Genomic DNA, 25547 nt, shown 5'->3' on the forward strand with positions numbered 1-25547 from the left:
ATCCCAGGCTGCGGTGGAGGAGCTCAGCCTGGGATCGGCAGACAGTGGATACGGTCCGTCGGGCGCGGCACAGTGGCGGTATGGATCAGACGGGCCTTGCGGCGTTCCTCCGTACGCGTCGAGAGGCGCTGCAACCTGCCGACGTCGGCTTTCCCGCGGGGCACCGCCGTCGTACGCCGGGACTGCGGCGCGAGGAAGTGGCCGTGCTGTGCCAGATGTCGACCGACTACTACAGCCGCCTCGAACGAGGGCGCGGGCCCCGGCCGTCCGAACAGATGATCGCCTCGATCGCCCGCGGTCTCCGGCTCACCCTCGACGAGCGCGACCACCTGTTCGTGCTGGCCGGACACAACGCGCCCGCCCGCGCGACGCGCAGCGATCACGTCAACGCGGGCATGATGCGCATCCTCGACCGGCTCCAGGACACGCCGGCGCAGATCGTCACCGGCATCGGCGAGACTCTCGTCCAGACCCCGCTCGCCGTGGCCCTGCTCGGCGACCAGACCCACTTCACCGGGCCCGAGCGAAGCCTCTTCCACCGCTGGTTCACCGACCCGGGCGAGCGCGGACGCTATGTCCCGGAGGACCACGCCACGCACAGTCGCGTGTACGTGGCACAGCTCAGAGCCGTCGCCGCGCGCGAGGGAAGCGGATCCCGGGCGGACCTGCTCGCGCGCGAACTCCGTACCGCGAGCCCCGAGTTCGCCGCCCTGTGGGCCCGCCACGAGGTGGGCGTCACGTACACCAACCGCAAGGGCATCATCCACCCCGAGCTCGGGAGGATCTCCCTCTACTGCCAGACGCTGGTCGACCCGGACCAGTCCCAGTCGCTGCTGGTGTTCACCGCGACGCCCGGCACGGAGGACCACGACAAGCTCCAGCTGCTGTCGGTGATCGGAAGCCAGCACCTGGCGACGTGACCGGGCGGCCACGCGATCGGGCCGCGGCCGTACGGCCGGGGTTCCGGCAGGGCCTACGAGCGTACGGCGGCGAACGCGTCGTCGACGAGGTTTGTCAGGGGCCGCCCGCCCCCGACCTCCGTCCACACCGTCGCCGCGACGTCCAGGCAGCCCAGAGCCGCCGAGACCAGAGCACGCGCCCGCAGTGACTGCGCTGCCTTCGCTGTCTTCGCTGCCTCCGGCTGCCCGGACGCTCGCAGCCGTCGTTCGACATGCGGAACCAGCATCCGCTGCCAGCGCAGCTGCTTGTCGAGCATGGCGGTGCGCAGCGAGGGGGTTTCGGCGAGCATCTTCGCCCGGCGCAGACCGACCTCATCGTCTTCCAGCGAGGTGACGCACACCTCCAGGGCGTGCCGCAGCGCGGACCACGGCTCCTCGTCGGCCGGCCGGTCCTCCAGTGCGGCGGCGACGTCCTGTCCGAGTTCGACGAGCCCGCCGATCACCATGTCTTCCTTGGTGTCGAAATAGCGGAACAGGCTCCGTCCGGACATGCCGACCACGGCCGCGATCTGGTTGACCGTCGTCTCCTCGAACCCCTGCTCCAGGAACAGCTCCATCGCCTTGGCCGCGATCTCGGCGCGCACCGCCCGCCGGGCTACATCGCGCATCCCACCGTCTCCCGCTTCGCCGCCGTCTTCCCCATCGGCGGATCATAGCGTGCCATTTTTGTCAGTCGCCGCCACTCGCACTCGCACTCGCACTCGCACCCGCACTCGCACCGACCGTCATGATGGTCTCTCACTGCCTAGCTTGTCACTCACTGACAATCGTGTCTATGGTGGACAGGCGCAGTGAAGCGATGAGAGGAGAAGGCAGTGAATATCGACTTCCACGAGGACGGCGCCCCGGCGTGGGTGGAGCTGAGCACGCCCGACGCCGAGGTGAGCACGGGTTTCTACGGGCAGCTGTTCGGCTGGACCTTCGCCGAGGGGTTCGGGGGGCAACCGCAGTCGTGGTTGGCCGAGTTGGGCGGGCGCCCGGCCGCCGCCGTCACGGCGACGCCCGGTGCCGGGCGCGGCTCCTGGACCACGTTCGTCAACGTGACCGACGCGGCGAAGGCCGCCGAGAAGATCACCGCGGCCGGCGGAAGCGTGCTGAGCGGGCCCCGGTCACTGGGCACGGCGGGCCGTTCGGCCGAGGTGGCCGACCACGCCAGGACCCGGTTCGGCCTGTGGGAGGCCGGCGAGCACCGCGGCTTCGGTGTCGCGGGCGAGCCGGGCGCCTTCCACGGCGGCGAGCTGATCACCGACGACGTCGAAGCGTCCGCGGCGTTCTACGGCCCGGTCTTCGGCTGGACCCTCGGCGAGCCCTACGGCCCCCTGAACCGCCGGGACTTGCAGCTGGGCGGCCGGAGCATCTCGGTACTGCTGCCGCGGCCACCGGCCATGCCGGCCGAGATGCCCCCGTACTGGGACGCGTACTTCACCGTCGCCGACGCCGCGCGGACGGCCGACGCCGCCGTCCGGCTCGGCGCCACGGTGCTGATGCCGGCCACCGCGACCGAGCACGGCGCCATCGCGGTCCTCGCCGACCCCACGGGCGCGGTGTTCACCGCCCTGGCCCCCACCCACTGACGCACCGAGCCCCACCACCAAGGAGGACACCATGACCGTCAACGGCAAGGTCGGCATCGTCACCGGCGCCGGTTCGGGCCTGGGCGAGGCGGGAGCCAAGCGACTCGCCCGCGAGGGCGCGAAGATCATCGTCGCGGACCGCGACACCGCCGGCGCCGAACGAGTCGCCAAGGAGATCGCCGCCGAGGGAGGACGGGCCGCGGCGTTCACGGCGGACATCTCCACCTTCGAGGCGGCCCAGGAACTCGTCGGGTTCGCGGTGCGCACGTACGGCCGCCTGGACTTCGCCTTCAACAACGCGGGCGTCACCCCCGCGCTGACCGACACCCACGAGGTCGACCCACAGGACTGGCTCGACGTCATCGGGACCAACCTCACCGGCACCTTCTTCTGTATGAAGGCCGAACTGGCCCACTTCGTCGACCACGGCGGCGGCGCCATCCTCAACATGGCCTCCACCGCCGGAGTGATGGCCCACGCGGGCCGCCCCGCCTACGCGGCCTCCAAGCACGGGATCGTCGGTCTGACACGCAGCGCCGCCGTCGAGTACGCCCAGCGCGGCATCCGGATCAACGCGATCGCGCCCGGCCCGATCGACGCCCCGTCGGCACAAGGGCTGCCTCCGCAGATCCGCAAGGCCATCGCCGACAAGACCGCGATGAAGCGCCCCGGCACCGTGGACGAGGTCGCGTCCGTGGCGGCCTTCCTGCTGTCGGACGAGGCGTCCTTCGTCACGGGTTCCGTGTACGAGGTCAACGGCGGCCAGACCCAGCTGTGACGGCGGCCCGCCGCTCACGACGTACCGAGGAAGGAGTACTCGTGCCCGCAACGGAATCCAGCGCTGCAGCCGTACCGGGAGCAGGCGCCCTCCCGCCAGGGGCGGCACAGGTCACCGACCACTGTGCACAGGTCACGGGCCACTGTGCACAGGTCACCGGCCACTGGTCCTCCGACACCGCCGCGGACGACTTCACCGTGGAGAATCCCGCGAACGGCAGCCTGCTGGCAGTCGTCCGGGGCGCAGGCCCGAAACAGGTCGACGAGGCCGTCCGGGCCGCTCATGCCGCCCAGCCGGCATGGCGGGCGGTCACGCCACGCCGCCGAGGCGAGTACCTGCGGCAGATCGCCGCCGCGCTGCGCGAAGACCTCGACGGCATCGCCGCCGTCGAGTCCCGCGAGAACGGCAAGCCGCTCAGCCAGGCCAGGTTCGACGTCCTCTCCGCCGCCACGGTCTTCGACCTGTTCGGCTCGCTCGGCGAGGCGATCCCCGGGTCCGTGCGGGACGCGGGCGGCATCCTCGACATCACGACGCTGGAGCCGTACGGCGTGATCGGCGCCATCCTGCCGTTCAACTGGCCGCCGATCGTCACCGCCGGCAAGACGGCCGCCGCTCTGGTGGTGGGGAACACGGTCGTGGTCAAGCCGCCGGAGCAGGCACCGCTGTCGGTCCTGCGCATGTTCGAGCTGATCGAGCCGATCCTGCCGCCCGACGTCGTCCGCGTGGTGCCGGGCACGGGCACGGCGGGCGCCGCACTCGCCGGGCACCCCTTGATCGGCAAGATCTCGTTCACGGGGGCGCCCACCACGGGCGCGAAGGTGATCAAGACGGCGGCCGACAACCTGACACCCACCCTCATGGAGCTGGGCGGGAAGAACCCGTTCATCGTCTTCGACGACGCGGACATCGCCTCGGCGGTGCGCTGGGCACTGGAGGGCGGCTACTACAACCAGGGCGAGGCGTGCACGGCGGCCTCCCGGGTGCTCGTACAGGCAGGCGTCCACGACGAGTTCGCCGAGCGGCTCGGGGAGGCGGTGCGGCGACTACGGGTCGGAGACGGGGCCGATCCGGCCACCGACGTCGGGCCCCTGGTCACCGAGGCACACCGGGAGAGGGTCGTCGGCTACATCGGGATCGGTGAGCAGGAGGGCGCGGTGATCGCCGCCCAGGCGGCCCTCCCGTCGGCCCCGGAGCTGGCGGGCGGCTACTTCGCGCCTCCCACCCTGTTCACCGGCGTGACTCGGGACATGCGTATCGCCAACGAGGAGATCTTCGGCCCCGTGGTGTCCCTCATCCGCTTCGACGACGAGGACGAGGCCGTGAGCATCGCCAACGGCACGGATTTCGGGCTCGTAGGAGCGGTGTTCACGGCGAACGCCGAACGTCTGGTCCGAGTCGCCAAAGCAATCAGCGCAAGCGTCATGTTCCTCAACCACTACAGCCGAGCCGGCCTGTTCGGCACCCCCTTCGGCGGCACCAAGCACAGCGGCTACGGCCGCCTGCACGCCCAGCAGACCCTCACCGAATTCGCCCACACCAAAACCCTCCGCCTCCCCACAGGCACGGAACCCATCACCACCCTCGACTTCTTCGCGTCCCACGCCTTCGACTGACCACAATCCGGCAACGAGACCACTGTCGGGGCTGTTTCACCTGATCAGGGCTGGGGTGCGGCGATTACGGTTGGTATCGAGTCGTCCGGACCAGCAATTGACGTCCTTCAGGCAGCAGCCGGAGCAGTTCCGGAGGGCACTTGGGCCGGGTCGGCATCATCTCGGCCCAACTTTCACGAGGCAGAGTGGCGGCACAGTACGTCGTCTAAGGTGAGTGACTTCCGGTAGGAGCGGGCCGCGACCCGATGCCCTGCGGGGCGCCGAGGGAGGCCATGCGTCGGCCTGGCAATGCGGGGACGGGGTCGGTGACGAGCGGCATGATGGTGGCGACCAGTTCCTTCGCCCGTCGGTTCTCCTCCCACGCGTAATGGCTGGAGGATGAGTAGCTGTCTGCACCGGACCGGGCGGACAGCGCCCGTCAGGTGTCCTGCACTTCGGAGAGATGCACGAGGAGCGCGTCCAACCAGCCGCGACCGGGTACCGAGGGCGCCACGCGTTCTCCTGGGACGCGGCCGCCGGCTCCTCTGAGAACAGGCGAGGGTGCCATGCGGTGGCGCACGGCATCCCCTGATGCGGAGTGGGTCAGGATTGGTTCGGTTCAGCTGAATCGCTGGTGCACGCGAGTTGGGCGTCGATCTCTTCGGCGGTCATGGGGCCGTTGCTGGTCCAGAACTGCCCTGTCTTCAACTTTGCCTTGGACACCTTGCGCGGGCTGAAGACATCGCCGTACCCGTCTCCTGTGGAGAATATGTAGTCCACTTCGACGTTGCGAGGGACGGCGGACTCGGCCGGTTTCGGGGCGTGATGCGCGAACCCCTCTCCCGTCCAAAGTCTGGCGATACCTTCCCTCGCTGACGGTGTAGTGGGATCGGAGGCCCACCACAGGAGGCGCGGGTTGTCGCTTGTGTCGTCGAAGTCCGTGACCTCCACACGCCGTAGCTTGTCGGTCGAGCAGCGGGACACCTTGACGACGAACGTGCTGCCTTCGGCTCTTACGCCGTTGACGGGAGTGTCCTCCGGGTCGGATGGCCCCAGAACGCACCCGGCCGCCAGCAGTGAGGTCGAGGCGAGGACCACCGGAAGGCCGGTTCGGAACCGTCTGTGGATCACAGGTGACATTGCTTCGCGTAACCTCCCCCACCGCAGATTGGCCTGGCGTTCGAATCGGTTGTGGCAGGGATTACTCCCCGCACGGATGTACCGGAAGATGAATCCCAGGCCGTAGCGACGCCACTGCCGGACGTGGATCCTTCCGTCCCGGAGCCTGGCCCTGCTCGTCTTGATGTAAGTGAGTAGGTTGACCCCTAGCTTCCGCACCCGGTGCCCGGGCTGCCAGTACCGTTTTCGGTCAGCACTTCCCACAACCTGTTGCTCACCAGGTGGTGGAAGGGATAGGCGGGCGCGGTCGTGCGCTGCGGACCGTACTCCACCAGCGGTTGTACAGCAGCAGCAATGGCTCGTGCGGCGCCCGCACCCCGTCTCGGCTCCGCTACCCCAGTGAAGCCTCGCGTGCATCATGTTGGCCGGGCTCAAGCCCCTCCTGCACCTGAGAAGGTGGTACTCCCTTCGCCTCCGCGCCGTCCGGCCCGCCATTCCAGTGCCTGGGGTTCCTCGGTGAACTCGATCAGATGCTGTCCGGCGAACCGTTGCAGTGCGTCCCGCACCTCCGCCGGGGTGGCATAGAAGAACTCCTTACGACTGTTGACCTGGTTGACCCGTCGAGAGGCGAACTGACGGTGAAGTTCCGTCTCCAGGCCGACCGCGTCCTTGCTGAAGATCAGCGCATGGACGTCGAAGCGGAACGGAACGGCCGCCCCACTCAACTCGTAGACTCGCTCCAGTGGTTCGAGTCGTCGCGTCATGCCGATCTTCACCATGCGGTCGCCGAAGGCTCCGATGTTCGAGATGACGTACACGTAGCCGGCGCGAATGTTCGCCGCGCGGGACTCGACGTCCTGCAGAGCGTCCTCGATCTCGGCCAGCTTGGCCTGCATCTCCGCGACGCCCGCCTCGTCACCGCGCTCGCGCAGGCGTTCAAGTGTCGCCTGATAGTGGCCGAGTTCCTTGTTCAGCTTCTCGCGCTGCCGGTCGAGTTCGCGCTGGACCGCGGCCTCCTCACGCTCCCGGGCGCGCACCTCGCGCTGGGCTTCCTTCTCCTCTTCCTTCTTCTGCAGGAAGTCGGCGGTGAGCTCCAACTCCCTTACGCGCGCGTTGTGGTATTCGTCGGTGATCCGGATGTGCATGGTGGCGCCCAGCCGGGCGATCGTCTCGCGGCTTTTGTAGAGGCGGTCCACGAGGGAGCTCAGCCGGTGCGGTCGCATGGACCGCACGGCGTAGTCGGCCTCGGCGTTGTAGGCGCGCAGCATGAGCTTGGAGAAGTCGCGGACCATCTTCTGGCCCTCGCGCTTGGAGCCGTTGACTGTCCAGTCCGTGGCTGCCTGGACAGCGCGGCCCGCACGGGCGAGCGTCTTGATCTCGTTCTGCAGCGTGTCGAGCCGGCTGCGATAGGCGATCGCGTCGTGCAGCGCATGCCGGTAGGAGTAAATCCCAGCTTCCTGCAGCATGGCGGTCTCGTCGGCGTTGACGATCCGGCCCTGTAGTTCGGCCAGTCGCCGCTCGGCGTCGGAGACGTCCGCGCGGTGCCGGTCCGCCTCCTTGCGTGCGCGTTCGGTCTCCTTCGCGGTCCGGCGTGCGTCGTCGAGGATCTCCTTCGCCGTCTCGCGTGCGTCCTTGAGGATCCCCTCGGCCTCCTCGGCGGCTTCGGCGGACGCCTTCTCGCGCAGCGCGGTCGCCTCCGCCTCGACTTGCCGTACGAGGCCCGCGACTTGCACTGCATCCAGGCCCTGTGTCCGTGCGATCCACGCCCGCAACTCGTCGGCCTCGGACACGACATCCGCCCGACGCCGCCCGAACAGCCCGCCTTTCCGAGGCGTCGGCACAGCGGTCGTACTCCCGGGAGCGGGTGTGGCTGGTACAGCAGAGGCTCCGGTGGCAGGGCCGACGCCGAGGGTGTCAGGAGTGGAACCGGCCTCCGGGACCCATAACTGCCATCCGTCGGGCATCGAGGGCCACGAGGGGTCGGGCCGCCAGTCCGGCGGCGGCATCCATCCCGCGGGTGGCGTAGGCCAACCCGGCGGCGGATTGAAGCGGTAAGTACTCATTCCCCACCCCCTCGCCCCTGAGGCTCCCCAGCCCACAGGGCACCGGACAATCCCGGCGAACGTAGAGTGACATTCTCTTGCTGATCAGCCGTCCGATCGCCTGCTCGTTCCACCTCGTGATGATCTTGTGACTTAAAGTAAGGAAGGGTTGTGATGCGCACTGGGCTATGTCAAACCTGGTGATGAGGAGCTTGCGCTGGTAGTTGTGAAGGCGCTTTGGTCCTTGGTGGCCGCAGCGAGCACGTCATCGCCGTCGGTGATCGCGCGGCTCCGCGCCAGGCGGATGCAGTTCCACTCGGTATCGTCCTCACCAGTCACCCGGAGCAGGCCCAGGAAGAAGTCGCCCTTCGCCCGCCTGCTGTACATCAGGTGATACTCCTCCAGAGCGCACTGCCGGGCCGCGTCGAACGCCCTGCGATACCGAGCCCGTTCCTCGGCGCCGGGGCCCGTGATCCGAAGGAATCGTCCGGCCTTCTGCACTTGCGCGATGAGCGTCGGCCCGACGGCTGCTGGCGACGGGCTCGGAGGTTTCACGGCATCTTTCGATACAGGCTTCGTCTCCGTCGCAGGATCGGCGTCCTGCGGAGGGTCAGCGGCAACCGGCGTCTCGGCTTCAGACGCCACGGCGCGAGGCGGGCGTGGAGCCAGTTCCGGACGGTCGGGATGATGCCCGTGCTCCAGGTGGAACCGCCCCGCGTCAGTGATCTCCGCCTGCCCTCTCCCCTTCTTCCTGGGCATGGCCACCAAGCCCCGGTCCCTGGGCGCGCGAGCCGTGACGACAAGCTCGGGACTACGCCCGCGCCAAGAGGAGTCAGAAGGACACTCGTCGGGGAGCAGTCGGGAGCCGAATCCCGAAGATCACACCAGGTTGGCTCCCAAAAGAGCGTCACAAAGCACGTCAGGCCCAGTTCTGATCTCTCAGAACTGGGCCTGACCTGGTGTTTCGGCTGTCGGGGTGGCGGGATTTGAACCCACGACCTCTTCGTCCCGAATTAGGCCCTGGGAGATGATCTACCTGCGCTTCAAGCCAAATGTGCAGGTCAGGGTGTCGGAGAGCGTTGGCCTCCGTCGGTGCCCCAGAGCCCTGATTGCAAGATCATCTCCAGGATTTCTCCAGGGCGGCGTTCGCATCACCGCGCAGCGGTTGGCCAACGACGGGTTCGCCCAATGCTGGCCTTGTGCGAAGGTCGTCTCGCGCTCGTGCATCCATGCCTGTGTCTTCGGCATCATCGGCGGATAGGTAGTGATGGATGCCAAATCGGAGAGGGAAGCCATCAGTTGAACGCCGAGCGATTCACAGACCTAGCTGGGCAGATGATGCGATCCGCCCTTGACTCCTGGCGCGGCGGGAACCGTCTCTTCGCAGTTCTGCATGCTGGCATGGGCTCCGAGTTCTGTCTGAAGGCGGTCCTGTGCCACCACGACCCGCTGTTGATCTCAGCTCATGGGGACCGGGCGCTTCGTTTCCACGTCCTTGGCTTCGCGGGGGAGAAGGGAGTCAGACCGCTGGAGCAAGCTCGAACGATCGGCATGGCCGAGGCGTTCAGAGATGCAGAGGTCGTGATGCAGGGCCGTATGCCTGTGACGCTCGACGCGTTCACGCCAGTGATGGAGGCCCGCAATGGCATCGCTCACCTGGCCCACCACAACCCAGCAACCGCTGAGCATGTGGTGTCAACGGCCCTCCAGGTAGCTGAGGCTGTCCGGAAGGAGCTCGACACGCCTGCTGCTGACTTCTGGAAGGGGTACGCCCGTGCATTCCATGATCTCAGCAAGATTGCAGCCATGCCAGCCACCCCGAAGGTCGGCATGGAGCAAGCCGCCGAAGATCTGGCACAAGCCGAGGCCGAGGAGGCTGCGCGCGCCGCCATGGACGCCGCCAAGAGCACTGCGGCCACAGCGGTCGATGCGCTCGCCAGGATTCCCCTGTGGGGTGATGCCCTCGGCAACGACGAGGCTGCACGACACGCCTTGAACGTCGCGCATCGCTCCGTCGTCTCGGCTACCTTGCACACCACCAGCATGCGAGCTCAGCGCGCCGCCGCGAACCTACTTAAGTCGTACGGCTACCTGCCCATGGCCCGGGACAGCGAGGTGTCAGCGTCCGATGCGGTAGCGGTGAAGACGCTGGTGGCCAGCAGCGTGGAAGGCGCCTTCAAGGACGCTCTCTCGGCAGAGCTGGAGTTCACCCTGTCGGAGTCGTTGAGTGACGTGGTGTGGCGTCCGCGACCGTACGAGGCTGCTGGATACGGCACCTACCTGTGGCGGTGGGAACCCTGCCCGGCCTGCCCCGCCTGGGGAGATATGTACGGGTACCTGGAGCACGACGTCTGCGTTGTCGAAGAATGCAACGCTGGCGTCTACTGCGGGGAACATGACGAGGGACCGCCGACGACTTCACACGCGCAGGCGTTCGCCTGTCCCGTGTGTTGCCTTGTACTCGATACCGAAGAGGAGTTGGAGGCAGCGCACATGGAGCTCGCTACCAACTACGAGGGCTAGGCCTTCACCTGCATCCAGTTAAGAGCACGGGACTTTTCAATGTAGCTCACACGCCCTGGTGGATTACTGCCTATACTCTGGTCCGCGGGAGGGGAATATATGGATGCGAACATGTTGCGTGAGTCGGCATGCAGGCAGATGCGACGGGCTTTGAATGCCTGGTGTCAAGGTGACCACGACATGGCAGCCCTACACGGCGGGTTGGCATTCGAGCACATTGTTAAAGCTGGGTTAGCCGCACGTCATCCCTCCCTATTGGCAGATGGCCGCGATTTCGCCACGATGCTTCACGCAGCCGGGTTTGGAGATCAGGCCGGCGCTCCGTTGTCTAAAGTGAAAACCCTCGGGGCAGCCGAGGCTTACAAGCGGCTTCGCTCCCTCCTTTCGATACCCGTTAGCGAGCGGGACATTGACACTCTTCTCATGGCTCGCAACGGCGTAGCTCACATGGGATTTCACGACGCAACACAGACGGCCGACGCTCTTACACAAGCAGTGTTGGTAACGGATGCAGTCCTAGATGACATAGGTGAGGGAGAAAGAGATTTCTGGGGTCCATACCGCGATGCGCGGCATGATCTGCTGGTGATGCAGCAAGACGCCCTAGAAGAGGTTAGACGGCTAGCCGTGCAGGAAGCAGCAGAGGCAGCAGAGTGGGAACGTAATCCACTGAGCGCGTTCATCAAGTCAATCAAACCAGCAATCGAGCAGGAACGTGAGATCGCGGAAAAGGTTCTCGCGACGAAGATTCGCTACGCCCAGAAGCTTTTTCGCATATGTAGCACACAGCGCTTGTATGCGTCCGACATGAAGAGTCTGGCCGGAATGGCGGAGATGCGTAAATGGGCGCGCCCCGGCGAGTGCAATGTGACGCATTCCCGATGTCCAGTGTGCGGCTACAGGAAGGGTGTTATCCGTTCTCGCATCGGCGAGGATGGAGGCGACGTTATTGACGAGAACGTCCGGGAGTGCTTCGCTGAAATGTTTGACTGCCCCGTTTGTGGTCTTGAGCTCGATGGCGGTCGGGAGCTTTCCCTCACCGGCCTTCGGATCCATTACTACAAAGACATCGACACCGGCGACACGTTCACTCTCCCACTTGGGCTCTGATCCCCTGTGGCAACAGCGCCAAGGCAGCGCTCATGCTCACTGCGCGCAACGCAGGGAGCCGGCGTGTGGTGCCGACATCGGCTGGAAATCGGGTGCGGGCCCTCCCAAGCGTGGGCACGTACTGTCGCATGGCTAAGAGACGAAGCAAGTCAAAGCGGGTTCAAAGCTCTGGTGGGTGGCGGGAAACGTCGCACCGGCTGGTGCAAGGGTGGGGAGGTCCCCAAGGGACGACTATCCGTCTCGCGCGCCCTGAAGAGGGGCCGGCCGCAGTAGAGCTGCTGCGACTCTCGGGTGAGGAACCAGAGCCCGCAGTGCTACAGGGGTTGGAGATGGGCCTGGTAGGCGCAACCCTGGCGCGGGCGCTTGACCACGGTCACGACGCGATCCTCCGGGATCTTGCGGTTGTGCTCCAGTCGCCCGAGCCATCGTGGGGCAGTCTTTCCGCCAGCTTGGGGCTTCTATTGGTCGCTGTCGACTCGACAGGGCAGGTTGTGGGGGCACTGCTGGCTCATCCGCCGACGTCATTCCTCCTCAATCTCGCTGGTCAGGGGTTGGAGCAGAAAAATGTGTTCCTGGGACACATCGCCATTGCCAAGATCAAGGGGTTGGCGGTCGCCGAAAACAGCCGTCATTCAGGCATTGGCTCAGCTCTGCTTCGGCGGTGCCGTGAGGTCTATTGGCAGTGCGGCTATGAACTGCTGTATGGGCAGTTCCACTCCGATCGCGGGCTGCTGCCGTCGTTCTACAGGGCCTCTGACTTCGAAGTGCTCTCAGAGAACGACGGTGTTGACCTCTGGGTGGTGTTTGGGCAGCGCGTTGTCCTGACCAACGAGTCCGGCGAGCGAGTCTTCTACCGATGGCGTAGGCACAGCGGCTAACGCAATACGGAGGGGGCCGGTCGCGGCTGGGGCTGGCCCAGCTCCGCTTGTCTCAGCGAACGCTTAACCCCCTCTTTGGCCCGCCGTGGGCGCTTCCTGGAAGGGGCGTGAGGTGCCTACGCCGCTCGCGTAGCGTCGCCTTGTGCTGGCACTCTTCGACCTCGACAACACCCTGATCGACCGCAGCGCGGGCATTGAGCAATGGGCTCGTGGTTTCGTGCACTCGCGCTCCCTCTCCCTGGAGGCGGAGGCAGTCATCTGCGATCGGCTCCGAGAGCGGGCTCACCCTGAGGATTTCGTGGGCTTGGGGGCGGCCCTCGGTCTCAGCGACGACCCGGGCGACCTCTGGCACGAGTACGTCGATGGCCTCGCGCGGTCGGTGCGCTGTTTCCCCAGGGCCCGGGAAGGGCTCGAAGCGCTCCGTAGCGAGGGGTGGACTATCGGCATTGCGACGAACGGTGCACGGGATATCCAGCGAGCCAAGCTCGCTGCGACCGGTCTGGCCCCGCTCTTCGACGGCATCTGTGTCTCGGGTGAGGTAGGGGTGCGGAAGCCAGAGCGCTGTCTCTTCGAGGCTGCGGCGGCGGAGTGCGGCGCGTCGCTCAGTGCTGGTGGGTGGATGGTCGGTGACAACCCCGAGACGGATATAGGTGGGGCGAGGGCGGCGGGACTGCGGACACTTTGGGTGGCCAATGGCCGTGAATGGGCCAATGGCCTCCGCGAGCCCGACGTCATGGTGCCGGGCATTGTGGAGGCCATCGAGATACTGCGAGGCAAAGCGGTCTAGGTCGGCTCGTCGTGCGGGGCCGTGTGCAGCTTCTCCAGGACAAGCGCGGGATCCGGCGTCGTGTCCTTGAAACCTGCCCATCGCTCCATCACGGCGGCTGCGGCGTTGGCCAGCTCGGAGGGGAGCCCCGCTTCTTCGAGAGCGTGCGCCGCCTCTTTCATCTCCGGGCCCCAGCGCCACGACCGAGCGGCGACCTTAGAGAAGTACGCGGTCTCTGCCAGGTAGCTGGTTGTACGGCCTTCGGCGATGTCGAGTAGTTCCGCCTCCACTCCGTGGTCACTGGCGAGGGCGTAGGCGACCGCGGCCAGAGCGCGGCTGGCCTTCTGGTAGCTGCTGTACGAGAGTTTGAGCGCGGACGCCTGCCCGATCTCGTCTGATAGGTGACGTGCTTGAACAGCGCTCCTGTCGAAGAGCTGGACCACCTGGTGCAGCGCGTCGGCTGGCCCGGATAGGTAGAGGCGGGGGCACTTCGAGCCCGACGGCGGAGACCCGATCACGGAGCCGTCGACTGCGGTCGCCCCGGAGCGCTGCACGATGGCGCTGATGTTGGCCATCGTTGCGGGAGAGACAGCGTTCCCATCGACGTAGATTCCGGCGTACGAGCACGCCGTGACGTTCCGCGCCACTTCCTCGGCGGCGGCCGGCGGGCACAGGCTCAGGATGATGTCGGCCCGCTCGGCCATCTCGCTCAGCGCGTGTACTGGCGTGAGACCGTATCGCTCGGCTCGTTCCCTGCTTCTCGCGCTGCGTCCGGCTGGACACCACAGAACCTCAGCACCGGAGCGCCGCGCCTGAGCGGCGACGGCAGCTCCCATGCTGCCCGGGTGCAGGATGCCGAGCGTCGTCATCCGACAAGCTCCGGGATGCTCCGACTCTCGGCTGAGGCGTTTGCCGTGAGGGCGTCGATGATGGCATTGGCGGACTCGGCGGGGGTGAGTTGGTCGGTCCGGAGGATGAGGGTCCACGGCTCGGTTTCGTGGGCCAACAGATCCTCCCGGGTCTCGTGCCAGACCTTCACCCGAGCCTCTACGTCCTTGTCTCCGCGGCTGATCGAACGCGACTCCGTGACGTCCAGCGGGCACCACAGGAGGACGCGAATCCAGTGCAGAGGGAAGTTAGCCGCTGCACTGGCCCCCACGACCTGCCCCAAGTGCAGAACGGGGATGCGGCCGGCGTCGACCAGGGCCGCGAGGCCCTGCCGGTCGATGGCGTACTCAGCGCCGTAGCGGGCGTTGCGGTAGAGGAGTCCTCCCGCGCGCGACAGTTCTTCGATGTGGTCAACGGTCGTGAGCCGGTATCCGGTCGCGCGTCCGGGTCCAGCCTTGAGCCGCTTGAATAGCTCGAACTCCGGTCGAAGCCGCGACAGTTCAGTTGTGACGGTGTCCTTGCCCGAGCCAGGCGGCCCGTACAGGATCACGCCGGACGGCATCACAGCCCGCCGCCACTCAGCACGTCGCGCGCTTCGTCGACCAAGGCGACGGCAGCGCCGAGGCTGTTGTCGACGACGAAGTGCGGGCCCTGAGGACGGAACTTCAGATCAAGCCCCGACGCGTATTCCTCCCACGCTTCCATTTTCCAGGCATCGCGTGCCGCGCCTCGGAATTCGATGTACTCACGCATCGATTCGAGGTCGCACTCAACCCATATGGTCGCCACCGAAACCCGCTTGGACCGGCAACGATTTTGGAAGCGCTGCATCCACTCGGGCTGGGCAAACTCTGCAATGAACGGAGCGTCGAGGATTGCCGAGATCCCGCAATTCAAGTTGTCCCACGCAGCTTCCATGAGGCATCGATATTCCAGTGGCCGGACCTTTTCTCGGTAAAGATCCGAGCTCCGGTCGTGTGCCTCTCCGCCCAGTGAAACAAGCAGCTGATCGACCAGTGGGCGCGTAAGTGAGTCCTTGTCGAGGATCGGCCAACCGGTGAGCCCTCCGAGGAACTTCGCGAACTCTGACTTCCCCGACCCTGCGTACCCCCCGACCAGGATCACGGTCGGCCCGTCAGTGCTTGCCCCGGCCGTGTGGCGGCTCCATGCGTTGAACACACGATTGCGCAGAGCCTCGCTGTCCACGTCGTCGGTGCCCTCGCGGATGCTGCTCAGTGCTTTACGTACTGCGTCCGGTTGGTCGGGGAGCCTTCGCTCAGCGGAAGCGGGCGCCGGTACGGATTCCACAGGGGCATCCTCTCCGGGCAGGGCTTTACGGAAGCCGAGTTGGGCCTCATTGCGACGATAGAGACGGCAGTATGCCCGGCGGTAATGGGGACCTGGATATACCGAACCCTTTTCGTGGCCCCAGATCGTCTGGAAGTTCGCGGCAATGTTGAAGCCGTGCCGCTCCGCGATTTCGCGGAGCTTCTCTCCGGTGTCTTCCAGGGTGAGCCCTATCTCTTCGCGGTGCATCCGCAGGAGATCCGGCTTCCAATCCGGGCGCTTCCGAGCCATCTGCCCCTCCTAGATAGCTAGTCGGAGCCGCGAGTGTAGCGGCCCGGCTAGCGCTGTGGAAATTCGTGATAGTGCATGTGTAAGCGGATGTGTAAAACCGCTCGGACTTTCTCAGGTAGCGGGACGTGATACCGGTTTTCGCGCCTCGGCGGTCAACTTGTGGCACACCGAACGAGGAGGTTCAGATGCCCCACGGCGCGGCTGCTCAGGCCCCACCCCGGTTTACTGGAAGGTCAGTTCTCTTCCAGGGTCGCGACGCGTTGGCGCAGCTCTCCGACTTCGGTCCGCAGTTTGTCAACTTCCTCGCGCAGCTCCGTCAAGGTCCCGACCGGATCGGCGAGCTGCGCGGCGGACTGGTCGGCGCCGGCAGTCAGGAACACGCCCTTGCCCTGATGGCTGACGACGAGCCGGTCGGCCTTGAGCTGATTGATGGCGGCGCGGGCCACGGTCACCGTAACTCCGTAGGCCTTCTGGAGATCCCCGTACGAGGGGAGCTGCCCGGTCTCTGCGAACTCGCCACCCGCGATGCGTCGCCGCAGGTCATCGGCCACCTGCTGATAGGCGAACTGCTTGCCGGTCCACTCGACCATCTGCACCCCAAGTTTCGTCTCAGCCTCTGCCTCATAGTGCCTGTGCCGCAGAGGTAGAACCAGCGTCCCATGCCGCTTGTTCCGTGAGGAGGCTTGACGCACTCTGCCTCACAGTGCACTCTGAGGCATAGACGGAGAGTGATTCGTCCCGCAACGGGTGGATCGCTTGACGGCCTGTTTGACCTGCACGAAAGCGCTTGGCGAGTCCCGTGAGAACGGGAGCCCTGACCTGGGGTTACCGCGCTCGCCGAGGAGCGACTGTGGCGCCCCCTGGACGGGGTGTCTTGAGAACTCAACAGCGTGCGGACCCAGCTACCTGCACACGGGTGGTCGATGGGTCCTGAGGGAGTCCCGCCCCACCTCTGCAAGCGGGCGGGCGCGTACGGGTCTGTCCCGTGCGCGAGTACAGCGCATCCCGACCTCTCCGCAGCTCATCGACTGCGGCCGGTTGCCTCCGCTGCTCGTCTCGTACGAGCAGCGCTGAGGGGAGCCGGATCTACCGACTTCAACGGCGTGCGGCCCCGGTGCTCGAACACCGGGGCCGCTGTTCGGGCCGTTGCCTACTGCTAGGGAGACACGACCCATGAAGCTCATCGTTGCTGTTCAGGAGCCCGTTACCGATGGCCTGCCGGACGCGGAACCGTCCTGGCGGGACCTGCACGCCATCGAGTTGGAGCGTCCGCTGATCGATGCGGAGATGGACCTGCTGGACGTCCAGATCAGCCTGTTGGACCGGCCGGCGTCGGAGCTGGATCAGCGTCGTCTGCGCCGGGCAGCGAACAAGGTCCTGGCCGCCCGCCGCACGGTCGCCAACCGGCTCGGGACGGGGGACGCCGCATGACCGGCACCGTTACGACGTCGCCGCGCAAGCTGACCCGCGGCCAGGCGCTCGTGCTGACGGCGGCGTTCGTGCCGATGGTCGCGACCGGAGGGTTCGGTGCGATCGGCACGTTCTCCAACATCAGCCACATGTACGGCAAGGGCACCGCGGCCGGTGCGGTCGCGGCCGGTGAGGGCGCCACCGCGGTCCTCGCGCTGGTCCTGCTCGGTCTGACGATGCTGGGCCAGGCGTCCCCGTGGCCGGTGCGTGCCGGGCTGTGGGCCCTGCCGGCGGCAGCGTCGGCGATGTCGGCGATGGCGGCCCCGGATGCGGGCCGCGTGGTCATCTACGCCCTGACCCCGATGGGCATGTCCGTCTCCGCCGAGGGCGCCGCGTTCCTCGCCCGTCGCATCGTCGTCCACCGCGACGGCCGCGATCCGGAAGCCGAGCGCAAGACGGCTGAGCTTGTTCAGGCTCTCGCCTATCACCGGGCCCGTGCCGCCAACCACCCGGACGCCAAGGTGCAGGCCCAGTCGGAGCGGGAGTCGTGGAAGCTCGCGGAGAAGGTCGGCGTAGGTGACGTCACGCTCGGGGCACGGCTGGTGGACGTGCAGCGCGAGCGCGTCACCGAGGGCGCGGATGCCGCCCTGGCCGCCATGTTCGGCACGCCCGTGACGCCGACCGTCACGCCCCTGGAATCCGCCCCCGCGATCGCACCGGCCCTGCCCCCCTCGGACACCGCCCGGGACGCGGAAGACACGCAGGTCAACGCCCAGTCTCCCTGCCCGGACAGTGAGTGTGACGACGGTCGTGACGCCACCGTGACGCCGGACGTCGAACCGCCCGCCGAGGACACCGAGCCGTCACGGGATGAGGAGGTTCGCCTCCCGGTCGTGACGCTCGCGGACGTGGCGATGGTCGCGGGTGTGACGGTCCCTGAGCCGGGGGCCACGCTCTCGGATGCTCAGCTGGTCGTGGTGTTGCGGTTCCTGCGGCACTCGCAGAACCCGCCGCTGTCGTATCGGCAGGCCGCGACGGAGTTCCGCGGGCAGGGCTTCAAGGGCGCCGAGGACCGGGTGCGTGAAGCGTGGACCACGCTCATGGCCGCCGAGAGCACGTCGTGACCCTGCCCGTCTACCGCTGGCGCCTGGCCCCGGAGGGCTACGCGACCTACCGGCAATTGCGCGCCCTGGGTCTGCGGCCCGGCGGGCAGGACGTCGCCGCTCAGCTCGAACGCCCGAGGCGTCGGCGCGGCCCGCTGGTCGCCTACCTGTACCGCATCGACCAGGCCAAGCCGGTGCGTCCGATGACCCCGGCCAGGTGGGCGGCCCTGGCCAAAGCGAACGCCGCCCGCCGCGTCTGCCCCGAGTGCCGGCGCGACGTCGGCTACGTCATCCCGCCCTCGCTCGGCATGTGCGGCTCCTGCGCCGCCCCCAACGAACAGTGCGCCGCCTGAAATCCCCTGACTGAACAGCGCATCCCCATACCGGCGCAGGACCCGAACGCACCTTCTCACCAGCTCGTTCGGGTCCTGCTTCTCACTCCAGAAGGAGTGCACTCAGCATGACCGACATCAGTACAGAAGCGGTAGTGGCCCCCGCCACCACCGACACCCCGCCCGCCCCGGCCCCCGCACAGGTTGTGGCCACGGCGGATGAGCAGAAGAACAGCCAGGTAGAGGACGCTCCGGGTGGTTGGCCGGTGGCGCCGCTGGCCCTGTCCGGGGCCAACGCCACCGTCTCCACGATCGCGGGGGCAGGGCTGGTCGGCGGGCCGGTCGCCGCGGTGGTCGCCGCGACCGGCATGGTCGTCTTCGGCACCCTCGCCTCCTACCGCAGCCGCAGCCCCCGCCCGAAGCAGGCCGCACGTCGGGCCGCCGCGCGGACCGCGGCCCGCCAGCACGCCGCCCGGCACCGCTCCGGCGGCCTCAACACCGCCGGTCGCAAGACCGGTTCGGGTGGCGGTCGCACGGCTGGCGGGGCGGGCAAGGTCCCCGGTCAGAAGCGGCGCGGACCGGGCTCCGGTCTGGGGCGTGGCGTGGCAGGTCAAGGGCGGTCCGGGGCGGCCAAGCACAGTGCTCCGGTCTCCCTGAACAAGAGCGCCGGGCTCAAGAGCCGCGGTCGTGGCGGTGCGGCGGGTGCGCTGTCCAAGGTGGGGCAGGTCAAGGCGCTGCGGAAGGCGCAGAAGCAGGCCGGGGCGTCCCGCGCGCAGAGGCGGGAGCAGACTGCTGCGGCCCGGCGCGCGGTGGCCGACGCTCGCCGCAACATCCCCAAGACCCACAAGGCGCGGTCGCGGTCGGGTGGTCTGGCGGGTCGGATGCTTGGGGGTGCGGGCCGTAAGGCGCGTGCGGTGAAACAGGCGGCCATCGCCAAGCAGCGTGCGCGCCGGGACGCGGCCACCGCGCGGAAGGTGGCAGGCGGGCGGTCCAGCGTGCGCAAGGCGCCCGCGCGGCAGGCCGCGAGGAAGGCCCTGCGCCGCTCTGCAGCGCGCTTCCACGGGCGCCGCGCCCTGGCCGCACTGCTCGCGCTCCCGGTCGGTCTCCTCGGGTTCCTGTCCAGCCCGTTGGGCCGGAAGTTGGGTCTGCCCTGGCTGGTCCATCCCGGCCGGCGCCTGTACCGGCAGCTGGCCGGTGCGGCCCGTAAGCAGCGCGCCGAGCGCGATACGGCGATCCGTGAGGAGCAGGCCGCCGCGGAGGACGCGGCAGAGCAGGAGGCCGCCCAGGACGCCACGGATGGGCTCGGGGACTGGGTGGAGCGCCCGGCCGGGCCCATCCCGAACAACACCGACCGCACGTCGACCAGTGAGGGAGAGCACGTGTCCGGGTTCCAGTTCGAAGAGCACGCCGCCGAGATGGAGCAGGCGGCACAGTCCTACGACCCCGAGGACGCCATGGAGATCCTCGCCATGGTCGAAGGGCTCCCGGCCGCGCTGACCAGCGTGGCGAACGTGATGAAGACCCTCGCCGAGCGGGCCGACAGTGAGTTCCCGCTGGAGAAGGAGGTCGCGGACGGCTTTAACGACATCTTCGGCGCCCTGATGAGCGCCGTCGCGGTCGCGGAGGACATGGGGCCGCTGTTCCGGCAGGCCCACGAGCAGGACATCGCCCGTCACGAGGACCCCCGCAACGGCCCCGAGGCCGAGAAGGGCTGGAACGTCTGACATGAGTGCCACCACTGCCGCGCACAAGAGGAAGCAGGCGGACAGTGGCCCGGTGCTGGACTGGAGTGCCGGTCACGGACCCGTGACCGGCGCCCTGTCCGCGACCACCGGAGCCCTGGCCATCGCCACCACCGGCGCCGCGACCGGCATGCCGCCCCTGTGGGCGCTGGCCGTGGGCGGGGCTGGCGCCCTCGGTCACACCGTCGCCGGGCTCAAGGTCCGCAACGCGGGCCGCACCCTCGCCTTCAAGGCCGCGTCCTGGCTGGTCGGCGCCGGATGGACCACCTGGGCCATGACCACCGGCCCCCTCTCGTGGGCCGCCCTCGGCTCCCTGGCCACGATCGGCGTCGGGATGGGAGCCGGGGCCCGCTCCGTCGCCCTGTACGAAGAGGCCCGCGAGGAAGAGGCCCTGGCCGCGGAGCGGCGCCAGATCGCGCAGGAGATGAGTGCGGAGCGACGCCAGATCGCTGCGGAGTGGGTGGAGCGAATCCGCCGGATCTGCAACATCACCGTGCGCGTGCTGGCCGTGGAGATGTGGGAGACCGGCAACGGCTACTCCCTCGACCTCGAACCGCAGGGCGGCACCACCTACGACCGCATTGCCCAGTACGCCGCGGCCCTGTCGGCGGACGCGAAGCTCCCGCACGGCTGCACCGCCGCGGTCGGCCCCGGCGTCCACCAGGGCCGCGCCATCGTGGACGTCACCACCCGCAACGTCCTCGCCGAAGCCCGCACCTACCCCGAGGACTACACACCGCTGTCGATCCTGACCGGCATCCCCTGGGGCTTCCGCACCAACGGTGACGACGTCCTCGCCTACCTGCGCGAGCAGTGCGCGCTGGTCGTCGGGCCGACCGGATCGGGCAAGACGAACATGCTGCACACGATCCTGGCCGGACTCGCCCGCGCCGAGGACGTCCTGACCTGGGTGATCGACCTGAACGCCGGATCGGCCGGCCTGCCCTGGGTGCGCCCCGCCCTCAGTGGCGAACTCAAGCAGGCGGACGGGAGTCCGGTGCGGCCCGGCGTGGACTGGCTCGCCGGAACCTACGAGGAAGCCTTGAGGCTGCTGGACGCGGCGATCGCGGTCGGTCTGCACCGCAAGCGCGCGTATCAGGAGCTGATGGCCAAGTACGACACCGACCTCCTGCCGGTCAGCGCGAAGATTCCCCAGATCATGCTGGTCATCGACGAGGGCGCGGAGATCCTGGTCAGCACCGACCGGCGGATGAAGGAACTCGCCAAGCGCATCTATGAGTTCATCCGCATGCACCGCTCGATGGGCGGTCGCACGATCATCACCGCGCTCGGGGCGACCGGCAGCGTGCTGGGCAACCTTCTCATCCGCCGTGAGGCCAAGGTCCGTGTCGCCCTGACGGGTGGTGAGACCGAGGGCATGGACCTCTCCAAGATGTTCCCCGGCCGGCGCGGGCTGCGGGTGGATCAGGCGCCGTTCAAGGGTGCTGGCTTCATGGGCACCCCCGAGTCGCCGGGCGCGCTGTTCAAGGCGTGGCGGATCAAGCCCTCCCAGATCCGGGACATCACCGTCGCCACCAGCGACCGGCACCCGCGTCTGGACGCGGTGTCCGCGAATGCCGCGGGCGCCGACTACGCGCGGCGGTGGGACGCGGACCGGACCGCGTGGATGCGCGACGTCACACCGGAAGCGACCGGCACCGAGCAATTGGCGCCCGGTGCCAGCGGCGGGCTGAACCTGTCCGCCCACCGCGCCGGGAAGCCGGATGGAGACGACGACCTGTTGCGCCGGTTCCGCGAGGAGATCGACGCCCAGTTCGCCACCGCTCCCGATCCGGACGCGCCGTCGCCCGCGACGGGGTTGAACCTGTCGGCGCTGCGCCGGGAGCAGGAGCAGGACAGTCCTGCGCAGCGGGCCGCGCTCGCCGCGCTCCTCGCCGCGGGCCCGGAAGGGACGGGCGCGTCCGCGATCGCTCGCGCGCTGGCGGACCAGTACGGCACGACGCGGCAGACGGTCGTGGGCTGGCTCAAGACGTGGGCCGACGAGGGCACCGCGGTGCGGGTCGGGGAAGGCACCAAAGCCCGCTACGTCCACCGCGACCACGCCCCCGAGCCGCCCTCGGGCGACTAGTGCTTGTCGCTTGTCACCCGTCCCGCACGCACACTCCTTCCCAGGGTGTCTTGGGGGTCGAAAACGGCTTGTGACCTGCGAGGCGACAAGCGACAAGACAAGCAAGGCGACAAGACAAGCGACAAGCCGCACGACAAGTCAGACGACAAGCCATCGGCGGGCAGCATCCGGGTTCGGGTGCTGCCCGCCGGCCGTTCCCGAGGGAGCCGCTCGTGATCGTCACCCTGTCCGCCGTCGCCCTCTTCGGGCTCCTCACGTTCGTCCTCATCCGCTCCCGCTACGTCGGCCCGGGCGCCGCGCTCGCGGTGTTCCTGTTCGGGTTCTTCACCGCCGACACCGGAGCCTCCACCGCCATCCGCGCCGCCATACAGGCCCTCATCAACGCCGTATCCACCATCGCCTGACCCACCGGAAGAAAGGCACTGCCGTGAGCGAGACCGAGAACGCCACCACCGACTGGTGGCCGCGCATGAGCGACGAGGCGGCCAACGCCGAAGCCCGCCGCATCATCGACGACGTCTACCGGCCCACCCCGCCCCCGGCGCTGATCCTCACGTCCTACCGCGACGACACCGAGCCCCCGACCGTCGGGGACGCGCCGCCGGTCTGGCAGGACGACCGCCGGATCGTGCCCGCCTGGGCCGCAGGAACCGCGGTCGCCTCCCTCGGCATCGGCGCCGGCACCACCGGAATCGGCTGCGGCATCTGGCTCGTGCTGAAGGGATTCGCCTCCATGTCCGTGACCGGCGTCATCTGCATGGGCGTCCTCCTCTCTGGCATCGCGTTCGCGGCCCTGTCCATCGGCGCCGCCCTCTCCCGCGCCAGGCGCTCCGTCTCCCACGCCGTCTACACCGGGCCGGTCACCAAGCACACTCACGTCACCACCCACACCCGGGGCGCGTTCGCCCGCTCCCACACCCACCTGCACAACTGACAGGAGCCTGCCGTGACCACCGAGACCACGAACGCCGCGGCCCTGGCCGACCAGGCCGCAGAGACCATCCGCTCCCTCAACTACGCCACCCTCCCCGACGCCAGTGGCCTGGCCTTCCCGGGCGACGCCTATAGCACCGTTGGCAGCCTCTCCACGCTCGCCATGCGCCTTCCTCAAGCCCTGCACCAGGTGCAGGCGTTCATCGACCGGCAGCACGAGACCGGCGACCTGTACAGCGACCAGGGCCCGGAGGACCTGCAAGCGCGTATCGCGTGCCTGCGGGGCGCCACCGGCGACGCCGTGCGCGCCGCGGAAGCGCTGTTGGACGCCCTCGACCAGGCCCACATCGCGCTGAGCCCGATCGGCGCCCGTGGCCACGGCCTCGACGACGAGGAAGAGCAGCCGTGCGGGGAGGGCATGTGCCAGTGCGCTTGCGTCGGTCTGCTGCACCCGTGCGGCTGCGACTGCCTGCACGACGACGACTGCGACTGCGACTCCTGCGACGCCCGCGACCAGTACTAGCTACGCCAAGGGCGGCCCCCATCGTCTCGCCAAAGCCGCGGGGCCGCCCTTGCCAGCCAGCATCCATCAAAGGAACTGGAGACAACCCAGCATGACGCAACCGGCCATCATCCGGCGAGTGCGCGGCCATCGCCCGCGCCTACTGGACCTGTACTGCAAGCAGGGCGGCGCAGCCAGGGGCTACGCCGACGCCGGGTTCGACGTGACCGGCGTCGACAAGGACCCCCAGCCCCGCTACCCCTACCGGTTCGTACAGGCGGACGCGATCGCGTTCGTCCTCGAACACGGAGGCGCGTTCGACTTCATCCACGCCTCACCGCCCTGCCAGCACGACACCGACTGCCAGCGCCTCCACGGCAACGACCATCCGGACCTGATCGCCCCGACCCGTACCGCGCTGGAGAGCAACGGCCGGCCGTGGGTGCTGGAGAACGTCGGCGGTGCGGTGCCCAAGCTGAGCGATCCCGTGATGCTGTGCGGGCCGATGTTCGGCGTGGCCACCTACCGGCACCGGTTCTTCGAGACCGGAGGCGGCTTCACCCTCCCGCAGCCCGAACACCCGGCCCACACGGTGCCGCAGGCCAAGATGGGCCGGCCCGTTCCGCCCGGCTGGTACGGGCAGTTCGTCGGCAACTTCTCCGGCGTCCAGGCCGCCCGTGATGTGCTCGGAGTGCCGTGGATGAACCGCGACGGCATCCGCGAGTGCATCCCGCCCGCCTACTCCCGGTACATCGGCATCGCCGTGCTGACCCTGCTCGCTCCCGTCCTGGGGGTGGCAGCGTGAACAATCACCTGCGCACCGCCCTGCAGCTCGCGGCGGAGGGGCTGCCCGTTCTGCCGCTGCGTAAGGGCAAGGTGCCCTTCGCCAACTGCCCCGCGTGCCTGTACACCGCGTGCGGGGGCCGGCCGAACATGAAGACCCCCGGCCCCTGCACCTGCCCCGCCCCCTGCCACGGATGGGCCGCCGCCACCACCGACACCAGCGTCATCACCTCGCCGGCATGGGCGAGCGCTTGGCAGAGCGCCGCGGCCATCGCCTACCACCCCGGCGGGGCGGGGCTGACCGTCGTGGACTGCGACAACGCCGACGCCCTCGCGTGGGCCCGCGAGACCCTGCCCGCCACTCGGACTGTGCCCACGACCCGCGGTGAGCACTGGCTCTACCGCGGGACGATGCCGTCGGCCAACGGCGTGCGGCCCGGCGTGGACATCAAGTCCACGATGTCCTACGCCCGCTGGCTCGGGCCGGGCACCGGCACCCTGGGCGCGCTGCCCGACGTCGTGCGCACGCTCACCGCAGCCAAGCCCACAGCCCCCGTACCCGTCAGGGTTCCCGCGCCGGTCGGGGGCGGGGAGTGCCGGCATCGGACGCCCGCGTTCCTGGAGCGCGGGATCGCCATGGCGGAGCAGCGCATCACCGCAGCCCGCAGCGCCATCCATGCCACCGTCTACCGGACGTTCCTGGCCGTGCTCTCCACGCACGGCCGGTGCGGCTGCCTCACCGAGGATCACATCGCCCGCCTGTTCACCGCCGCTCAGACCAAGGGCGAGACCACCCGGCACTGCGCCGATGCGTGGACCAACGCACGCACCACGTTGGGGCTTTGA

The 25547-nt window shown here is 68.2% G+C and carries 26 protein-coding genes and 2 pseudogenes; 18 read left to right on the plus strand and 10 right to left on the minus strand.

The annotated features are described in order from the left end of the window. The first annotated feature begins 80 nt into the window (after nt 1-80). Nucleotides 81-920 (plus strand): helix-turn-helix transcriptional regulator, encoded by an 840-nt coding sequence (locus tag MQP27_RS46955; RefSeq protein WP_242777454.1) that lies wholly within the window; start codon nt 81-83, stop codon nt 918-920. 53 nt (nt 921-973) lie between these two features. Here MQP27_RS46955 and MQP27_RS46960 read toward each other — a convergent pair whose 3' ends face one another. Further along, nucleotides 974-1567, minus strand: coding sequence for a TetR/AcrR family transcriptional regulator (locus MQP27_RS46960; RefSeq protein WP_242777456.1), 594 nt, complete (start codon nt 1565-1567; stop codon nt 974-976). Nucleotides 1568-1774: 207 nt separating this feature from the next. On the opposite strand from MQP27_RS46960, the gene MQP27_RS46965 reads away from it, so the two are divergent. From MQP27_RS46965 to MQP27_RS46975, 3 genes are read left to right on the plus strand one after another with little or no spacing between them, the layout of a single operon-like run. Continuing rightward, on the plus strand, nt 1775-2533 hold the full coding sequence (locus tag MQP27_RS46965; RefSeq protein ID WP_242777458.1) for a VOC family protein: 759 nt from the start codon (nt 1775-1777) through the stop codon (nt 2531-2533). A 31-nt stretch (nt 2534-2564) separates the two neighbouring features. Further along, the gene (locus MQP27_RS46970; RefSeq protein ID WP_242777460.1) at nt 2565-3311 is read left to right on the plus strand and encodes an SDR family NAD(P)-dependent oxidoreductase; all 747 of its coding nucleotides are present in this window, start codon (nt 2565-2567) and stop codon (nt 3309-3311) included. Between the two features lie 41 nt (nt 3312-3352). Continuing rightward, a complete protein-coding gene (locus tag MQP27_RS46975) occupies nt 3353-4924 on the plus strand; it encodes an aldehyde dehydrogenase family protein (RefSeq protein ID WP_242777462.1) in 1572 nt (523 codons plus the stop codon). 582 nt (nt 4925-5506) lie between these two features. Here the strand turns inward: MQP27_RS46975 and MQP27_RS46980 are convergent. The 4 genes and pseudogenes from MQP27_RS46980 to MQP27_RS46995 all read right to left on the minus strand — a co-directional run bounded on the left by MQP27_RS46980 (nt 5507) and on the right by MQP27_RS46995 (nt 8832). Next, the gene (locus tag MQP27_RS46980; RefSeq protein WP_242777464.1) at nt 5507-6043 is read right to left on the minus strand and encodes a hypothetical protein; all 537 of its coding nucleotides are present in this window, start codon (nt 6041-6043) and stop codon (nt 5507-5509) included. A gap of 197 nt (nt 6044-6240) precedes the next feature. After that, nucleotides 6241-6398, minus strand: a pseudogene (locus MQP27_RS46985) (phosphorothioated DNA-binding restriction endonuclease); the annotation flags it as partial. Nucleotides 6399-6453: 55 nt separating this feature from the next. Further along, complete coding sequence (locus MQP27_RS46990) at nt 6454-7812, minus strand: SNIPE associated domain-containing protein (protein WP_242777466.1); 1359 nt, start codon at nt 7810-7812, stop codon at nt 6454-6456. A gap of 438 nt (nt 7813-8250) precedes the next feature. Beyond that, a complete protein-coding gene (locus tag MQP27_RS46995) occupies nt 8251-8832 on the minus strand; it encodes a hypothetical protein (protein WP_242777468.1) in 582 nt (193 codons plus the stop codon). Between the two features lie 531 nt (nt 8833-9363). Between MQP27_RS46995 and MQP27_RS47000 the strand changes: the two genes are divergently transcribed. The 4 genes from MQP27_RS47000 (at nt 9364) to MQP27_RS47015 (ending at nt 13362) form a co-directional block, all read left to right on the plus strand. Then, nucleotides 9364-10587, plus strand: coding sequence for a hypothetical protein (locus tag MQP27_RS47000; protein ID WP_242777470.1), 1224 nt, complete (start codon nt 9364-9366; stop codon nt 10585-10587). Between the two features lie 180 nt (nt 10588-10767). Continuing rightward, nucleotides 10768-11697 (plus strand): hypothetical protein, encoded by a 930-nt coding sequence (locus MQP27_RS47005; protein WP_242777473.1) that lies wholly within the window; start codon nt 10768-10770, stop codon nt 11695-11697. Between the two features lie 329 nt (nt 11698-12026). Beyond that, complete coding sequence (locus tag MQP27_RS47010; protein ID WP_242777475.1) at nt 12027-12575, plus strand: GNAT family N-acetyltransferase; 549 nt, start codon at nt 12027-12029, stop codon at nt 12573-12575. A 142-nt stretch (nt 12576-12717) separates the two neighbouring features. After that, complete coding sequence (locus MQP27_RS47015) at nt 12718-13362, plus strand: HAD family hydrolase (RefSeq protein ID WP_242777477.1); 645 nt, start codon at nt 12718-12720, stop codon at nt 13360-13362. On the opposite strand, the gene MQP27_RS47020 is transcribed toward MQP27_RS47015, so the two are convergent. The 5 genes and pseudogenes from MQP27_RS47020 to MQP27_RS47040 form a co-directional block, all read right to left on the minus strand. After that, a complete protein-coding gene (locus MQP27_RS47020; protein WP_242777611.1) occupies nt 13359-13784 on the minus strand; it encodes a DUF1932 domain-containing protein in 426 nt (141 codons plus the stop codon). The two genes, MQP27_RS47015 and MQP27_RS47020, sit on opposite strands and share 4 nt — an antisense overlap. Further along, nucleotides 13770-14231 (minus strand): annotated as a pseudogene (locus MQP27_RS47025) (NAD(P)-binding domain-containing protein); the annotation flags it as partial. The pseudogene MQP27_RS47025 and the gene MQP27_RS47020, both read right to left, overlap by 15 nt. After that, nucleotides 14207-14779, minus strand: a complete 573-nt coding sequence (locus MQP27_RS47030) for an ATP-binding protein (RefSeq protein ID WP_242777479.1) — start codon at nt 14777-14779, stop codon at nt 14207-14209. The pseudogene MQP27_RS47025 and the gene MQP27_RS47030, both read right to left, overlap by 25 nt. 11 nt (nt 14780-14790) lie before the next feature. Continuing rightward, nucleotides 14791-15807, minus strand: a complete 1017-nt coding sequence (locus MQP27_RS47035; RefSeq protein WP_242777481.1) for a P-loop nucleotide/nucleoside kinase family protein — start codon at nt 15805-15807, stop codon at nt 14791-14793. Between the two features lie 233 nt (nt 15808-16040). Continuing rightward, nucleotides 16041-16397 carry a GntR family transcriptional regulator gene (locus MQP27_RS47040; RefSeq protein WP_242777613.1) on the minus strand — a complete coding sequence of 119 codons (357 nt, stop codon included), beginning with the start codon at nt 16395-16397 and terminating at the stop codon, nt 16041-16043. Between the two features lie 583 nt (nt 16398-16980). On the opposite strand from MQP27_RS47040, the gene MQP27_RS47045 reads away from it, so the two are divergent. From MQP27_RS47045 to MQP27_RS47090, 10 genes are all read left to right on the plus strand, one after another. Beyond that, nucleotides 16981-17238, plus strand: a complete 258-nt coding sequence (locus tag MQP27_RS47045) for a DUF6284 family protein (RefSeq protein WP_242777483.1) — start codon at nt 16981-16983, stop codon at nt 17236-17238. After that, nucleotides 17235-18341: a hypothetical protein gene (locus MQP27_RS47050; protein WP_242777485.1), complete on the plus strand. Its 1107-nt coding sequence runs from the start codon at nt 17235-17237 to the stop codon at nt 18339-18341. Before MQP27_RS47045 ends, MQP27_RS47050 begins: the two co-directional genes overlap by 4 nt. Beyond that, nucleotides 18338-18673 carry an RRQRL motif-containing zinc-binding protein gene (locus tag MQP27_RS47055; protein WP_242777487.1) on the plus strand — a complete coding sequence of 112 codons (336 nt, stop codon included), beginning with the start codon at nt 18338-18340 and terminating at the stop codon, nt 18671-18673. Before MQP27_RS47050 ends, MQP27_RS47055 begins: the two co-directional genes overlap by 4 nt. Nucleotides 18674-18780: 107 nt before the next feature. Next, nucleotides 18781-20376 carry a hypothetical protein gene (locus MQP27_RS47060; RefSeq protein WP_242777490.1) on the plus strand — a complete coding sequence of 532 codons (1596 nt, stop codon included), beginning with the start codon at nt 18781-18783 and terminating at the stop codon, nt 20374-20376. A gap of 1 nt (nt 20377) precedes the next feature. Next, a complete protein-coding gene (locus MQP27_RS47065) occupies nt 20378-22483 on the plus strand; it encodes an FtsK/SpoIIIE domain-containing protein (protein ID WP_242777492.1) in 2106 nt (701 codons plus the stop codon). A gap of 212 nt (nt 22484-22695) precedes the next feature. Continuing rightward, a complete protein-coding gene (locus tag MQP27_RS47070) occupies nt 22696-22887 on the plus strand; it encodes a hypothetical protein (RefSeq protein WP_242777494.1) in 192 nt (63 codons plus the stop codon). A gap of 23 nt (nt 22888-22910) precedes the next feature. Further along, nucleotides 22911-23417: a hypothetical protein gene (locus tag MQP27_RS47075; RefSeq protein ID WP_242777496.1), complete on the plus strand. Its 507-nt coding sequence runs from the start codon at nt 22911-22913 to the stop codon at nt 23415-23417. A gap of 12 nt (nt 23418-23429) precedes the next feature. Next, nucleotides 23430-23939 (plus strand): hypothetical protein, encoded by a 510-nt coding sequence (locus MQP27_RS47080; RefSeq protein WP_242777498.1) that lies wholly within the window; start codon nt 23430-23432, stop codon nt 23937-23939. Nucleotides 23940-24030: 91 nt separating this feature from the next. After that, the gene (locus MQP27_RS47085) at nt 24031-24723 is read left to right on the plus strand and encodes a class I SAM-dependent methyltransferase (RefSeq protein WP_242777500.1); all 693 of its coding nucleotides are present in this window, start codon (nt 24031-24033) and stop codon (nt 24721-24723) included. Continuing rightward, the gene (locus MQP27_RS47090; protein ID WP_242777502.1) at nt 24720-25547 is read left to right on the plus strand and encodes a bifunctional DNA primase/polymerase; all 828 of its coding nucleotides are present in this window, start codon (nt 24720-24722) and stop codon (nt 25545-25547) included. The genes MQP27_RS47085 and MQP27_RS47090 overlap by 4 nt, the downstream gene beginning before the upstream one ends.

Origin of the sequence: Streptomyces cylindrosporus, from assembly GCF_022698165.1 — a bacterium.
In the GTDB taxonomy this organism is placed as follows: Bacteria; Actinomycetota; Actinomycetes; order Streptomycetales; family Streptomycetaceae; genus Streptomyces; species Streptomyces cylindrosporus.